This window comes from Nostoc paludosum FACHB-159 (assembly GCF_014698835.1).
Classification (GTDB): domain Bacteria; phylum Cyanobacteriota; class Cyanobacteriia; order Cyanobacteriales; family Nostocaceae; genus Nostoc; species Nostoc paludosum.
This window is the reverse complement of sequence record NZ_JACJTU010000064.1, coordinates 1-15,504: the sequence shown is the minus strand read 5'-3', so window position 1 is coordinate 15,504 and position 15,504 is coordinate 1. Positions and strand designations below refer to the sequence as shown.

The window sequence follows — 15,504 nt, the reverse complement described above, 5'->3', positions numbered from 1 at the left end:
CTACCAAACAATGACCTACTGGCTGTTTCAAGGCAACCCCAAGTATACCGTATCAATACTATAGCAATATGAATTGAAAGCTAATGTATGAATTTGAAGTTGATTTGTTATGAGTGGTTTAAATCAGATTAATAAATATTTTTATGAAACAAAGTCAAGTATATGCACAAGAAAGAGAGCGAATTATTAATATAGCTCCTGAGCAATATGTTAAGCGTTCTCTAGCTGAAGAACTGATAAAAAAATCAGCTTATTGGTATAGTCACCCTTCCAAGCATCCAGTACACGCACCAAACCACTTCAAACATATCTACGACCCTATAGGGAAAGCATACGCAATAATAAATGCGTTAAGGGCAGAAGGGGAAGAAATCTCAACTCCTACTAGAAGTGATTGGAAAATAAACTTTGGAGGCAATACCTTTTTAATTAGTAAAGCTGTTTTACGATGCCAGTCAACTTTATTAACGTTTTTAGATAATGCAGAAGTAAGGGAAATTCTAAAACTTGATGAATTAAAACACAAGCTGAAGATGGATGTGAGAAAATCTGTTGCTAACTATAGTGGTTACGAGTATGAAGGGTATTATTCAAGTTTTGATGGGAATCACTTAATTTTTGGCTCTCAATCTATTTCAACTGAAGATTTTGCGAATGTGATCCTCTCAAAGGTTAATGTTCATAGACTTTTTAAGTCCAATCAACCTAGTTCTTCAGTAACTACAATATTAGCTGCTTCATTGTCCTCAAAAACGTCTAATAAAAAAGTTCTTAGTTCTCAGCCTTCAGTGGTATTACCTTCACAAACAATTTGCCCTTATTGCAGTGTGAAAGTTAAAACTACAAATTTTCAATCGCACACAACAGGTAAATGTCCTAAAAAGCCATCGTTATAAATGCGATCCCTTATTTCACCAAAGGCTTAGAAGAAATTTACTAAACAATAAACTAAATTAAACAACTCTTACTATGTCTACATTTGATTCTACAAAAACAAGACTGCAAACTTTGCTAAATAGTATTGTGACGGGTGAAATTCAATTACCTGACTTTCAAAGAGGTTGGGTTTGGGATGATGAACACATCCGTTCGCTTTTAGTCAGTATTGCTCGTGCTTTCCCTGTGGGAGCAATTATGTTACTTGAGGCTGGTGGTGATGCTAAGTTTAAAGCTAGACCTGTTGAGGGGGTAGACCCAACACAAGCAACACTTGACAAATTGAAAAAGCTGCTTCTTGACGGGCAACAACGGCTGACTTCATTAACGCAAGTATTAATATTTAAGCAACCTGTACAAACTCGTGATTCTAAAAAGAAGCTAGTACAGCGTTATTACTATATTGATATAGAAACAGCCTTATCAGGGCCAGAAAATTATGAAAGTGCGATTATTAGCATTGATGCAGATCGCATCCAAAAAGAAAACTTTGGGCGTGATATCAAGCTTGACCTTAGTACGCCAGAGAAAGAATACGAAAACTTTTATTTCCCATGCAATCAAATTCTCAACTCTGATATTTGGGAAGAAGGATTAAATAACTACGACTCAAGTAAATTTGGGCGTTACATGAAGTTTCGCGCCCAAGTCCTCAATGAATTCCGTTCTTACGATCTACCAATCATCGAACTTAACCGCAATAACAAAAAAGAGGCAGTATGTCTTGTCTTTGAAAAAGTAAATACAGGAGGCGAACCGTTAACAGTCTTTGAATTAATTACAGCCAGCTATGCTGCTGATAATCTTAACTTGCGGGATGAGTGGTTTGGTAATAGTCACGAAGGGATTGAAGGTATTCAAGCTCATCTTAGAAAGCAACGCTTGTTACGTGAAGTTCAACCTACTGAGTTTTTACAGGGGCTGACGCTGCTGTACACTTTGGAAAAACGCCAGCAAGACTTAAAAGCAGGTAAAACTGGTAAGCAAGTAACAGGTGTGACTGCCAAGCGCGAAGCTGTTCTATCTTTACCTGTAGATGCTTTTCAAAAATGGAAACAGCCTCTCGTGCAGGGTTATTGGAAAGCTGCAAAATTCTTGCGTCAGGAATCGTTTTTCTCAACTGGCGATTTGCCTTACCGCACTCAACTTATTCCGCTTGCCGCAGTCATGGCATTGCTGAGCGATCGCTGGTTGGAACCGAGAGTTTACGAAAAAATAGCGCGTTGGTTCTGGTGCGGTATCCTTGGTGAATTGTACGGCGGGGCAGTTGAAACTCGTATGGCTTTAGATATTCAACAGCTTATCGACTGGATTGAGGATGGTAAGGAGGAACCTGCAACTGTTCGGGATGCTAATTTTCAACCTGCGCGTTTAGGAAGCTTACGTTCCCGAACCAGTGCTGCATATAAAGGCGTTAATGCCTTAATTCAACGTGAAGGTGCTAAAGACTTTTTCTGGAAGTCCACTATTCAGGATCTAGATGAAAATGACTGGGAAGAATGCAGACTTGATATTCATCATATTTTCCCGAAGAGTTGGTGTGACAAGCAGGGGATTCCCGCATCTCGCTATAACTCTATTCTTAACAAAACCCCTATATCGTATAAAGCAAACCGGATGATTGGCGGTAAAGCTCCGAGTGAGTATTTAATTCAGCTTCAACAGCATAAAAATGTTCAGCTTGATGATGCAGCTATGGATGCACTTCTGACGACACACCAAATTGATCCCGTAACATTGCGAAAAGACGATTTTGAGGGATTTATGGTAACACGCCAACGTATGATACTTGCGAAAATCGAAGCTGCTATGGGCAAGCCTGTATTAATGGTGGATGATTCAGCATTTAATGATGTTGTAGATGAAGAGGAGTGATTAGAGATAGATTTACTTAGCAAGCAATGATTCTGTTTTAAGATTTACATAGTTTAATTTTTTCTACATATCTATTCTTTGAAGCCCATTAGTAATACTTGTATAACAATATGCCATGTACCCGGATTTCTCACAAAGAGACAAAAAAAGGGGGTCAAAAACTGCGAAAATGTATATAGGATAAGCATTTCAGCAGCTATAGAGCATGACCCCAGTACTCACAGATCGTACACCAAAACAGTTCAAATTCTCTGTTGAAAAATCACGCCCGATTGTAGTTAATTTCCAGGGTGGGGCGGTAACATCAGATGCCGGATTGAGCTTAATTGCTGAAATAGACAGAAAACTGCAAATCACATCAAAGTTTGCACAGTGTTTCCAAGATTACCGAAAGCCAAATCGGATTGACCATTCACTCTTAAGTTTAATTAGACAACGAATATACGGGCTGGTCATGGGGTATGAAGACTTGAATGATCATGAAGAATTACGTCACGACCAGATGTTCGCTATAGCATTAGGAAATAGGATTGGAGTAGAGAATGAACCTGCAACATTGGCAGGAAAGAGTACATTAAATAGGCTAGAACATTGCCCTGAAGATTTAGAACAGGGAGCAGACAGTCGTTATCATAAAATTAGGCATTCTTCAGAAGCAATTGAAAGTCTATTTGTCAAAATATTTCTAGAATCTTACGCCAAAGAACCACGACAAATTATTCTAGATTTAGATGTAACTGATGACTTAGTACACGGTAATCAGGAGCAAGTTTTCTTCAATACTTATTATGGGGGATACTGCTATGCTCCACTTTATATTTTCTGTGGAAAACACTTATTAGCAGCCAAACTTCGTCCTTCTAATGTAGACCCAGCATTTGGGGCGTTATCAGAATTGCAGAGAGTGATTAAACAAATACGTCAACAATGGAATAATGTTGAGATTTTAGTACCCATCAAAACTGTACACACAAAAATACTGTAAGCGTGGGGAGATGGAAAATCGGTTTAAGGAGCAACAACTTGAACTTTTTAGTGATAGAACTAGTACTCATACATTTGCAGGAAATCAATTACGTTTATAGTTTTCTTCTTTAGCTTACGTTTTGATGAATGCTTTGCGTCAAAAATGTTTAACTAAAACCGAATTACAAAATGCTACTGTTGGGACTATTCGTACCAAGTTATTAAAGTTAGGAGCTTTGATTACTGTAAGTATACGTCGTATTTTAATTGCAATTACTAGTTCTTGCCCATACAAACATATCTTTGCTACTGCTCATAGACACTTAAAAATGCTACCTAATACTGCTTAAATTGAAGTTAAATTGCCTTTTTCTTATTTCTAATCAATGATAAGGCTTGGGTTGATTCAAGTCTTGTTTTGGAATGCGGGCATTTTATGAACAGAGCATTTTAATTTTACTACTAATAAAAAATAGTAATTATTTTTACTTAATAGCTATGGTTTTATACTTAATTTATCTCTGCCCCTAAATTTTGATTGATGATGTATTAGAAAAAAGCATCACATCAGGTCATGTAAATTGATTTTTTACTGCTTGTGAGAAATCCGAGTGTAATGCTTGGAATCATCCTTCAGATTGTAATTGTGGTTTTGGAGGAGATGTTAGTATTTATATTCCTAGAAATACGTCTAAATTAACTAATACTAATGAGAAACAATTTAAAGAATCAAAGGATAATGTAGAAGCGAAGACTTATCCAACTAAATGTAAGAAATGTGGTGAAAATGTTTATTACCATACAAACGGTAACGGAGATTCAGTTTTCTTTAACAGCTTAGGATATCCTTGGCAGATACACGGTTGTTGGTATGATTACTGGAAAGAAGAAAAGACGAAACGCAAAGAACTAAGTTCTTTATCCCAATTAGTAAAATACTTCCTCAATCCTAAGAACACAGCAGAATGTAAATATGGAATTCTTGCAGGCACTGTCCGAAGTTTAGCAGGGGTGTCTTCTGGAACTATTTTTCAAGATATAACTGAAGAGAAGGTAGCAAAATATATGGGTTTATCACTGAAGAAATTTAGAAAAGCCTATAGAGGATTTTATGCATTAACTCAATCAAGAGGAATACAATTATTTCGTCCACAAATAAAAGTTAAAAAAAAGCTGAATGTGAATAAAAATGAAAATTTCTTGAATGTAGTGTCTATTAAACATAGAGATGCTTAAAACTTTACAAGATTTAGAAGTAACTGCAAAGCAACCCCAAGTATTACCGCATTATCGATGGCATCCGCGACTCTCTTGCAGATGCCAAGGCTTGCCACACGCTATGCCAAAGACATGGCTGCTGGCGACGGAGTGCTGAGAAAGGAAATCTCAGGAGCAATCACGGATATATTTGAGTTTCCAAAGGAAAGAGCTTTGCTAACCCAGAGATTAGTTAAACACTTTTATTTATTAGCCTGTAACATTAGTAAATATACAAGATTGAACAAGTAAATTCTCTATATAATTTTCGCAATTTTTGTCTAAAAAGCTAATAATTTTATCTTGAATATTTTTATGACCAAATCTTTCAAGGATAATTGTATTTCCTTCTTTACGAAAATATAACCGATAACTTTTACCAATTCGATACTCAAAATGAGTTATGGCTGTATTAACTATACGTGTAATTCTGTAAGCAGAAGGATTTTCTTTAATACGTTTTAAATAAGATTGAAGTATAAAAAAGTGCAATCTTTCAGAAGTAAATATTTTTTTGATATCAGATAAAAATGTAGGCGTGAACAAAAACCCATTGAGAAAGGGAATAATAGAATCAAAACTACCAGGAGTTGAATTAAGAGTATCGCTAGCTTTTTTATAGGCTTGAGCAATTTCGCTATCTTTATTACTTGCTTTTTCTAAATCATTAATTAACTGCTCATAAATTGCTTTTAAAGCTTCATATTGTTCTAAAAGCATAGCTGAATCAGTATTTAATTTTTCTATGGAATCAAGCAATCCTATTTCTTGAAGAAAATGATATGCAGATTCCCAATTTTCCTTTTCATCTACATATATATATCTACGTTCTAGTGAGGAACTAATTGTTATATAAAACTGTATCTCTGAGACTGGCTTAATTAAATGCCCTATGGCTCCAATTTTAGCGTATTCTCTTGCTAGAGGGATGCTAGCATGACCAGTAATGACTATAATACGGTGCTGGCAATAGCTAACATCAAGATTTTCTAATAAATTAACTCCTGTTTCATCACCAAGATGATGATCGAGTAAAATTAAATCAAATCCTTCACACTGTTTCTCACTTTTATCTATAGCCTCTATTGCTTGATCGACATCTGCTGCTTCCACATAAGTATGATTTTCCTTCTCTAAAAGAGACTTCCATTCTCTACGAATAGCAGCTTCATCTTCAACAATTAAAAAATGTGCCATGTTTACCTTAATTCATTAGATATTAGTGGAAATTTAAAACTGACTTTTGCACCTTTATCAAGATTCATTTTTTCTACTTTACCTCCGTGTAAGCTGAGATAAGCGAAAACTATCATGCTACCATTGCCAACTATTTCACCAGCGGTTTTATTTAAACGCTCAGAAGATTCATAAAGAAGTGGAAGCATTTCTAAAGGAATCCCTGGCCCATTATCTTCAATATCAATAATTGCTGTACAATCATGCGTGTAACAGCGAACTAAAATATAACCTTGGAAATCTTTAATCTTAAGTTTGCGACGATATTTTTTAAGGGCTGCACTTGAGTTATATAAAGCGTTCTTTATTATGCTTCTGAAATGCCAGGGATTACAGTTTATCCACAAAGGATAAGAATCACAATCAAAATTTATTTTCCAATCATTAAGGCTAGGAGGTAAGTTGTGGCTTAAATATTCTATTTCCTTTTGGATTAGAGTCGGCTCGCTTTCTATCCTTGTTGTACCTCGTAAATCCTTAACAACCCAGTCCAATGTTTTAATTGTTTCGTTTGCTTCTAGTAAAAAATTAACTAAGGGTTGATATATTTCTAAGTTGCGTGTTTTGTTCTTAAATTCATTAATAATTCTAGGTGTATAACCTAAATTAAACAATAAAGGAGCTTTATATATATCATGAACTATATTTTGAATATCTGAATCAATTTTCAAAAGTATATTTTTTAAGATACTATCAAGTTCTTGAAGCCGATTACCGATTACTGAGGAAAAGTCTTGTTCTATTACTTGCCCAAATACATTATTAAATGAAGTTATTCTTAGTAGTTTATTTTCAGCTTCAAGTCTTTTTATTTCATTATTCTTTAGTTGCTCTTCATACTTTTGTTGATCGAGATGTTTTTGGATTCTGTATTTATAAGTAACCCATTGAATTATACAGAATAGTAAAATTCCCATAGTAAGGAAGAGCATTAATGTTATTGTATATAGTATATTTACTCCTCTGGGGTAAAAAGGTTTTTTAAGCCAAAGAATTTGTGAAGTAAGAAAATCAGGTCTATCAACACGTATATAATAAACTCTTCCAATAATTTTACCTTCATTGCGTCTACCAGTTTTAAGCCTATCTCCGGTATAAGAGCTTTCATAAAATCCTTCAGCTACTAACGGGACAGGATCTTTTAAAAAGTCATAATGGTTATTAGATAGATTTTCAGTAGTATAATTTTTATTTTTATATCTAGAGTTTGTACTAAATAATATTTTTTGGTTAGGGCATTTATCTTCTATAACTTTACAATCTGTTATGACTAAACCAAATAAGCCATAATTGCTATCCAACGTTCTTTGTAGTTCTTCTAAATTACCTTCAATCAATGTGTATGACAATTTTGTAGGTAAAGTATGAGATAAAATATTAAAATCAACAGTTTGAATAGCAAAAAGACTACTGTTATATCTTACATAATTACTATAATTCAGGAATATGGTCATGCTAAAGGATACTAAAAGTATTAAAAGTATTTGCTTTAGCTTTTTATAGTTGATTTTCATTTGGAATTATTGTTCTAAATTGACATTGCCAATAAGTCTTGATGAGTATCTTGTAATTGTGTATATCTTCGTGATTATGCTCTAGCCCGAATTGAGGACGAGTTGACATACAAGTAATGAAACCGATAAGGAAGTTTTCTTATATGGTTGCCGTAGCAGAGTATAACCATTTATGAGATTTTACTAGCTAGAGTTTAACAATGATATTGATTAGTTGCAAATATTACCTATTTTTGTATATATGCCACTGATCTAGATCACAGGCTCAGAGATGAATACTAGTTCCGTTTGATAAAGGGAAATGCTTAGTAAGTAATTACCCTATGAATGGCATTAAGAAACGGAAACGGTTATAAATTAAGCAGTTTACAGCTGCTTGCTCCGTTGTTATCTCGGTTATTGTATCAATGGGTAGGATTTAGGGCGGGTTTTAGGAACTCTAGGTTCACTTCTTCCAGGGCGATCGCTTGAGGATGGCAATTGGCTTGTTTATTTTGCAGGATTATTTCTCTGTACTGGATTAGTTTTGGTAAATGTATTTCATACAAACGAGTCTGCGGTGGGAAGGACAGACGAAATGCTCTTGTGTTTAATCTGACTCCTAGAAAAACTACTTGTTTAACTTCGGGCAGCACAAACAAGATAAAGTCATCAAAAAAACGGGTATGGGCTGCAACAAACTGGATACGAAGCGCATTAGCAAGAGGATTGTCACTATTATCTCATTCCCATTTCTCTCACCAAGCTGGCTAAGGTATTGCTGCCCTGACGGTTTTGATTGCGTGTTTAGTTGCCATTACTAAGGCTGTGCAGGAAACTTCGCCTTGGATTGTAGATACTTCATCTATTACCTGAAGTTTTAGCATTACCGTAGCACTAGCAGTTCAATTGTCTGATCCTAAGTTTATGTCCAGTCTAGTATTAGTTATAAAAACTAACTAAACACCTGTCTAAAAATTTTTTGTTTTTAGAAATATTTTTGCGCGTATCTACTGAACTTAATAAGATTTTTATACGGTTATCATATAGCAAATATATACCATTTGATACTTAAGCTAGTTAGTCAAACTTAGAACTAAACGAGCTTCAAAAAACTTTGGTTATTAATCAGGGGTAGGCGAGTTCATTACTCAACAAAGCAGTCTTACTCGTGGGGATCGTTTAAATGATTGATATTAGAGAAATAGATTCGGATAAGGCTAATTAAACAGTGAACAAGAAATGGGCTGTTAAAAGAATAACAATTAATCTGACATCGGGCGAAGCAGAAAGATTAGAAAAATACTGTTCAATTACAGGACGATCGGCAACAGATGTTATTCGAGAGCTAATTCGCTCTTTGACAATTGAAGAGCTAACAAACATAAATTCAAAAATGTAATTTTATAGCAATACTAGGACGTATTAAATGTTCAAGTCTAAAAATACTAGAAAATTAACAGTATTAGGGCTTTCAGTAGTCTTATTAATACTTGTCTTCTTTAACAGTGGGAAATCAATTGCTGAGTCCAAATTTGTCAGAATAATTACTGATAGCGATGGGATAATAAATTTTTTAGATTTTAACTCTATCAAGAATCAAGGGCAAGAAAAATCTTATACAACAGCTAGAGTAGTCTCCAAACCTGCAATGAATGATAACTCTATACCTCTTCGCCGTCCTTATAACGGTCAACGATGCGCCTGTCCTTATGACTATGCAATTAATGGTTCAATTTGTGGCGAACGTTCTAGTAGCAAAACTACTTGTTTTGCACCAACTAAAACCCAAGCATTAATTATTTCTAACTCTGTAAACTGTAAAACAAAAATACGGAGTATTTATAATATTAATTTCTTGGATGCGAACAATAAAGCAATTACTAGCTATACAGCACAAGATATTACTGGTGGCGCATATCCTGTAGATGTAGAAGTTAGCGATCCAGTAGAACTTAGCATTATTAATGCAGTTTGTAGAAAAAAATAAATTTTATTTCCTACACTAAAGCAAAAATACAACAGTATTTTAAATCAATATTACTTTGATAATTAGGTAGATTATAAATTGAGTACAATCATGAAAATTAATAAAGCTATATTAGGGGTTGCAATACTAGGAATAGCGTTAACTGGATATTTAAGTACTTCTTTTTTTAGCTATTTACAAAAACCTAAGTTAAGTCAAAACTCTTTATCTATTGGAACTTTAGGCAACCAGAAATATCAGCAATCGCTTATTAAATATTTACAAGATGAGCTTAGTCCCAATAGTTTTATTGATTTTGTTCTAAAAAAACCTATTGATGTTCGTATTGATGGCAATGAAGAACTTTCTTATCAAGAAGCAAAAAACTTGCTCGTGCAGAAAAAGTGGGATATAGCTTTCACTTTATCCCCTATGCTTTCTGTTGTAGCTAAAGACAACAAATATGAATATGCTGCCAGAATGTTTCCAGATAGGCCACCTTATTATCAATCTGGGATTTATGTTCGTTCAAATAGTACTATATATTCTCTCAACGATTTAAAACCAAAAACTGTTATTGCTTTAGGTGCATTTAATTCAGCATCTAGTTTTTATATGCCTGTGTATGACTTATTTGGCAAAATATTAACAGTTGATATGGGTCATAGAGGAGGGGATATAAAGAAAATGGTTAAGGCTGGAGAGGTTGATGTAGGAGCAGGAGCGATTGGTGATACGATTGATCCTAAAGACCCAGAAATCAGAATAATTCACCAAAGCCGTAATATTCCTAGTGCTGGAGTTTATTTATCACCTAATCTTACACAGCAAGACCGTAACACCATAATAAAGTTACTTTTAAATGCTCCAAAAGCAATAAAAAAACAATCAAATTATGATGCAGATAAAGAACCGGATTACAGTGCTTTTTTAGGGATTGTAAGAAGAACAGAACAAGTATTATCATGTTCTAACTTTCAAAAGAACCCTATCTCTTTATTCTGCCAGTCTCCACAGTTAGATGTCTTCCCTGCAAATCCTACTAATACTGTTATAGGTAGGATTAGTGGATGGAAAGCGATTAATGAAAAAGTTGTTTGGTTGAACTTAGTTAGTTCATCTGATAAACAAATATATAACGTTGAGGTTACACAACAAATTATTAATCAAATACCAGGAATTACAAATATTGTAGAGATTAATAACCGTAAAGTGCAAATAAATTCTCAACCTAAAAAGCTTAGTGATGCTTCTTGGATAATTAAAATAAGCCAAGCCAATCAATTAGTATTACTAAATTAAATATATTTTGGAGAATTATTTCGTGGTTTATTCACCTAATTTCCAATTTTTGTCAACTCATGAAGTTTATTTAGTTGAAATTGCTACATTAGCTGAGAGGTATTTTAAAGACGATCCTCTTGCTTGCCTAACTAAACTACGCCGCTTTGGAGAATTACTTGCTCAGTTGGTAGCAGCAAAATTAGGAATTTACGTAAAAAGTGATGAAGAGCAGTACCGTCTACTCAGACGTTTAAAACAAGATGCTTGTATTCCTCACGAAGTTTATCAGCTGTTTGAACACATTCGCAAAATTGGCAATCAAGCAGTTCATGAAGATCGAGGAGATCATCAAACTGCATTAGATACTCTTCAAATTGCTTGGAAATTAGCGATTTGGTTTGATAAAACTTTTAACAATAATTCTAACTTTGAGGTAGGGGCTTTTATTCCTCCACCAGATCCGCTTGAAGAAACAGAAGCACTTAAAAAACAATTAGAGATTCTTCGTCAAGAAGCTCAAGCTAATTATGCTACTGCTGAACTTGCACAAGCACAATTGGTTCAAGAAGCAGAGCTACGGCAGTTAGCCGAACACGAAGCTCAACAAGAAAGACTCAATGTTGAGCGAGTAAAGCAACAATTAGAACAGATGCAATTATCGGCTCGAAATAGATCGGTCGGTAGTTTGCAGAAAACACAGGTTTTAATGTCTCAAACAGCTACCAAACTAAATTTAAAGAATATTAAACCGCCAACATCTATCAAAACATTTAGGCTATGTTTAAATCCTAACTGTAGTTATGAAAATTTTCCTGATACTAATTTCTGTATTAATTGTGGTTCATCTTTAATTTTAAATGGAAGATATATTCCTATTCGCTGTTTAGGTGAAGGTGGGTTTGGACGTACCTTTGAAGCTATTGATATAAAGAAGCTAGATGAGCATTGTGTTATTAAGCAATTGTTGCCAAGTCAACAAGGGACAAATAATAAAAAAACATTTTTAGAATTATTTGAAAGAGAAGCACAGCAGTTAAATAATTTAGGTAAGCATCCTAATATACCTAATTTACTAGCTTTTTTTGGAGAAAATGAATATTATTATTTAATACAAGAATTTATTGATGGTAATAATTTACGCCAAGAAATATTGCAGGTTGGGCAATTTTCAGAAGAACAAATAAAAATCTTTCTTAAAGAATTATTAAAAATAATACAATTTGTTCATGAAAAAAAAGTAATACATAGAGATATTAAACCAGAAAATATTATTAAAAGGCAAAATGGCACTTTTGTTTTAATTGATTTTGGAGTTTCTAAAAATATAAGCTTAGGCTCAGGTATCAGTAGTTATTCAGCTACTGTAGTTGCTTCATCGGGATATACGCCTAATGAGCAATTCCAAGGTCAAGTATACCCATGTAGCGATATTTATGCACTAGGGTTAACAGCAATTCGGCTGTTAACAGGTATCCTTCCAGGTAATGGAAATAATGATATCCTTTTTGACGTAAATAATAATACTTGGGATTGGAAAAAATATTGTAAAGTTAGCAATAATTTAGCAAAAATTCTTGATAAGATGATTGCCTTTAGCTGTCAAGACCGTTATCAAACGGTAACAGAAGTTATAGAAGAGTTAGCAATATTAGATGCTAAAAAAGAACTACCAGTAGAAGTAAAGCCACGATGGAAACAAATACTATTATCTCCAAAAATAGTTTTACTGCTAGTAAGTATTCTTACAATGCTTATTTTTTATGGTGTGATAATTACTCAAGTCAAAACACAACTTAATAAGCTTTTACCTACCAGTCATAAAACTGATATTACTTCTCAAAATGGATCTATAATTGTTGGTAAAATTAAGCAGTATAAAAGCGAAAAAGGCCAATTATTTTTTACTCTTATAACAGCAGAGAATCAAACCTATTTGATAGCTATAACCCCTAATATTTTAAACCAAGTTGCTAATGCCCCACCACCTTACGGCTTAGTCGGCAAGACGGTAAATGTTACCAAAGTGCAGCCTTTGGTTGAAAATAACCAGCTTTTACTTCAAATCCAGAAACCTGAGCAACTTCAAATTAATTGAGTGAGATATTGAACAGAGCTTATAACGGATAAATATTATTTGGAAACGGATTATTCAGCTTTCCGTTTCCACAAGCCGTTAATTATAATAATTATTGATTAGGTAGCCAACGAGTTAAGGACTCCTTCCGTTGCTGATTTTTCTGTGAAGGACTCATATCCCAAGCATTTTGTTTTTGAACAGCTTGGGGGCTATACAATCCTGTCTCCCAATTCCCATATATAGGATTGGGAAGGGCAATATATGCAGGTTCAATTGTTTTACTCTTGGGATCTGCATCAAATATTCCGTAACGCTGGCGATTATTATTAACGTGATTGCGTCGCTCTTGATTGCTCTTGCCTGCTGTCTCATCAAAATCATTGAGATTATCGCCTAGTAGAGCAATCACTGTGTATTTTTTGCCATCAGCTTTACCATTTTCGATTGCTTCCCGTCGCCATTGCTTTGAAGTATTTTCTTTCCCATCAATAACTTTAGTGAACTCACCTTTCAACAATACTGTAGTAGTATTAGCACCTTTAAACCCAACTGATTTTAAATTATTGATAGTTGCAATCTCGAAATCATTGTTTTGGCTATCTTTTTTACTACTCTTATCTCGATTAGAAATAAAAAAGACTGTGCCACCATTATCATTAACGTAATTCACAAACTTGACCGCACCAGGGACAGCCTTGGCTTTGGCTGCTGCTACCCATTTGTTCCATGTTACTGGGTCAAAACTATTATTCGTATCAATAAAGCCTGCTTGATAAGCACTGTTATCAAGCACTGTTTCATCAATATCAACAATCACGGCTGGGTTACGTACTTTTTTAGCTTTGGCTTGGTTGAAGACAATCTGGCCTATATTGAAAGCTTGATAAGTAAGGGCTTGGTACTCTCCTGATTGCTGTACCCAGTTCAGTGCTAATACGGATTGTTCATTTAGCTGTGCATTGGTAATCTCTAGCGTATCTTGTTTGAGTCCCAAAACAAGCAAACTTGAAGCGGCTAATGTAGAAAATGTAACGAACCTAATATATGGGCGAGGCATTTTATGGATTTGTCCTTGACCTAGTTCAGTGAATATTTATTGTTAGCCAATCGATCTGTACACTTATAACACACTTAGAAAAAATGTCACTTCCTTTGCCCCCATATTCCTGCCTTTGATGCGATCGCCAACCTCTGGGCATTCTCAAAAGCTATTTGATTGGGGCATTCCACCCCAGCTTGCTGCGTTCTAGCCAATCCACTCTTGAGTAGTTCTTCCTGAAAACTAATCTCAGCCTCACCTTGACCGTAAACCATTACCTCTGCAACAGTGTGCCCCTGCTCATCTTTTCCCGCCGGAATAACCATCACTTGGCTATCGTTAATTGCAACAAGCGATCGCAATTTCTCCTTAGCTTTATTCCTTAACTCTGATGCATCAATGCCACACAGCCGAACTTGCATTTGGTTACCATCGGTTTGCCGGAGAATCATGCTTTGGGCATCTGTTACTTCCACTACTGCCCATTCTTCGGTTAGAGCGATGGATGAGTTTTTCTGGGAGGTAATAAGCCAAATAGCAGTACTAACGAGGGTGATGGCAGCAAAGATAATTCCAGTTTTCTGCAATGAGTTCATGTTGCTGAGGGTGTAGTTCAGGGAACCACAATCTTAACCGCACTGAGGTTAAATCTGAAGTAAAAGAAACTTCTGAGCATTTTGGCAAATTGGCATCTAAATTATTTCAGTTCCAGTTTCAATAAACATAACAAGACGCAAAGACAAACAGAAGATTGTGTGAACAACACAGCCGAAATTCTGATTTCTGTTGTCGGAGTGCAGCCAGTTGTAAGAGTGCTGTGGTCGCTACACATTAATGCAGTACTTGGTCAGGCAAAAGGCAACTGGCTAGTAATGTCACTAGCGCGAATAATTTAGTACTACCCTGAATTAGAAGATTAATCAACTTGCCATACTTTAACAGTTTTGTCATAACTTCCACTGACGAGAGTTTTGCCATCTGGACTAAAAGCTACTGACTCGACATAAGATGAATGCCCAGAAAGACTCATTGTTTGTAATTGAGTTTGCATATCCCATAGTTTAATAGTTTTATCATCACTACCACTGACAAGCATCTTATTATCAGGACTAAATGCCAAAGATGTAACTGCTTTAATGTGACCGGTTAAAGAACCGATTTTTCTTCCAGTTCGCCAATCCCACAGTATGATGGAATTGTCTTGACTACCACTAGCCAAAATTTGACCATCAAGACTAAAAGCTACAGCACGCACGCAATTTGAACTGGCATGGGATAATATATAATACTAAAAATTAGTGTCATCCCAACACAAACTATAGCTTTTAAAAGTACCTTTAATGTATTAAGAAGTTTTGTTGTCCAGTTCATA

At 35.0% G+C, this 15,504-nt stretch carries 13 protein-coding genes and 1 pseudogene; 8 read left to right on the top strand and 6 right to left on the bottom strand.

The window, feature by feature from the left end; all coding sequences use genetic code 11:
- The first annotated feature begins 143 nt into the window (after nucleotides 1-143).
- The 4 genes and pseudogenes from H6H03_RS34375 to H6H03_RS34360 all read left to right on the top strand — a co-directional run bounded on the left by H6H03_RS34375 (nucleotide 144) and on the right by H6H03_RS34360 (nucleotide 5,013).
- On the top strand, nucleotides 144-896 hold the full coding sequence (locus H6H03_RS34375; protein WP_190959493.1) for a hypothetical protein: 753 nt from the start codon (nucleotides 144-146) through the stop codon (nucleotides 894-896).
- A 73-nt stretch (nucleotides 897-969) separates the two neighbouring features.
- Nucleotides 970-2,811, top strand: coding sequence for a GmrSD restriction endonuclease domain-containing protein (locus H6H03_RS34370; protein WP_190959492.1), 1,842 nt, complete (start codon nucleotides 970-972; stop codon nucleotides 2,809-2,811).
- Nucleotides 2,812-3,016: 205 nt separating this feature from the next.
- Nucleotides 3,017-4,127, top strand: a pseudogene (locus tag H6H03_RS34365) (IS1380 family transposase).
- Between the two features lie 661 nt (nucleotides 4,128-4,788).
- Entirely contained in the window at nucleotides 4,789-5,013 is a 225-nt protein-coding gene (locus tag H6H03_RS34360; RefSeq protein ID WP_190959491.1) for a hypothetical protein, read from the top strand.
- Nucleotides 5,014-5,244: 231 nt separating this feature from the next.
- Here H6H03_RS34360 and H6H03_RS34355 read toward each other — a convergent pair whose 3' ends face one another.
- The 3 genes from H6H03_RS34355 to H6H03_RS34345 all read right to left on the bottom strand — a co-directional run bounded on the left by H6H03_RS34355 (nucleotide 5,245) and on the right by H6H03_RS34345 (nucleotide 8,470).
- Nucleotides 5,245-6,231 carry a response regulator gene (locus H6H03_RS34355; protein WP_190959490.1) on the bottom strand — a complete coding sequence of 329 codons (987 nt, stop codon included), beginning with the start codon at nucleotides 6,229-6,231 and terminating at the stop codon, nucleotides 5,245-5,247.
- A gap of 2 nt (nucleotides 6,232-6,233) precedes the next feature.
- Nucleotides 6,234-7,784, bottom strand: coding sequence for an ATP-binding protein (locus H6H03_RS34350; protein ID WP_190959489.1), 1,551 nt, complete (start codon nucleotides 7,782-7,784; stop codon nucleotides 6,234-6,236).
- Nucleotides 7,785-8,188: 404 nt separating this feature from the next.
- Nucleotides 8,189-8,470 carry a class I SAM-dependent methyltransferase gene (locus H6H03_RS34345; protein WP_190959509.1) on the bottom strand — a complete coding sequence of 94 codons (282 nt, stop codon included), beginning with the start codon at nucleotides 8,468-8,470 and terminating at the stop codon, nucleotides 8,189-8,191.
- Nucleotides 8,471-9,192: 722 nt separating this feature from the next.
- Between H6H03_RS34345 and H6H03_RS34340 the strand changes: the two genes are divergently transcribed.
- The 3 genes from H6H03_RS34340 to H6H03_RS34330 all read left to right on the top strand — a co-directional run bounded on the left by H6H03_RS34340 (nucleotide 9,193) and on the right by H6H03_RS34330 (nucleotide 13,111).
- Nucleotides 9,193-9,753, top strand: coding sequence for a hypothetical protein (locus H6H03_RS34340; protein WP_190959488.1), 561 nt, complete (start codon nucleotides 9,193-9,195; stop codon nucleotides 9,751-9,753).
- A 90-nt stretch (nucleotides 9,754-9,843) separates the two neighbouring features.
- Nucleotides 9,844-11,034, top strand: coding sequence for a phosphate/phosphite/phosphonate ABC transporter substrate-binding protein (locus H6H03_RS34335; protein WP_190959487.1), 1,191 nt, complete (start codon nucleotides 9,844-9,846; stop codon nucleotides 11,032-11,034).
- Between the two features lie 22 nt (nucleotides 11,035-11,056).
- Entirely contained in the window at nucleotides 11,057-13,111 is a 2,055-nt protein-coding gene (locus tag H6H03_RS34330) for a protein kinase domain-containing protein (protein WP_190959486.1), read from the top strand.
- A gap of 91 nt (nucleotides 13,112-13,202) precedes the next feature.
- Here the strand turns inward: H6H03_RS34330 and H6H03_RS34325 are convergent, their stop codons facing one another.
- Nucleotides 13,203-14,150, bottom strand: a complete 948-nt coding sequence (locus H6H03_RS34325) for a 5'-nucleotidase, lipoprotein e(P4) family (protein WP_190959485.1) — start codon at nucleotides 14,148-14,150, stop codon at nucleotides 13,203-13,205.
- Nucleotides 14,151-14,236: 86 nt separating this feature from the next.
- Nucleotides 14,237-14,728, bottom strand: a complete 492-nt coding sequence (locus H6H03_RS34320; RefSeq protein WP_190959484.1) for a thermonuclease family protein — start codon at nucleotides 14,726-14,728, stop codon at nucleotides 14,237-14,239.
- A gap of 159 nt (nucleotides 14,729-14,887) precedes the next feature.
- On the opposite strand from H6H03_RS34320, the gene H6H03_RS34315 reads away from it, so the two are divergent.
- Nucleotides 14,888-15,028, top strand: a complete 141-nt coding sequence (locus tag H6H03_RS34315; RefSeq protein WP_190959483.1) for a hypothetical protein — start codon at nucleotides 14,888-14,890, stop codon at nucleotides 15,026-15,028.
- Between the two features lie 20 nt (nucleotides 15,029-15,048).
- On the opposite strand, the gene H6H03_RS41890 is transcribed toward H6H03_RS34315, so the two are convergent.
- A complete protein-coding gene (locus tag H6H03_RS41890; RefSeq protein ID WP_190959508.1) occupies nucleotides 15,049-15,414 on the bottom strand; it encodes a WD40 repeat domain-containing protein in 366 nt (121 codons plus the stop codon).
- Between the last annotated feature and the right edge of the window lie 90 nt (nucleotides 15,415-15,504).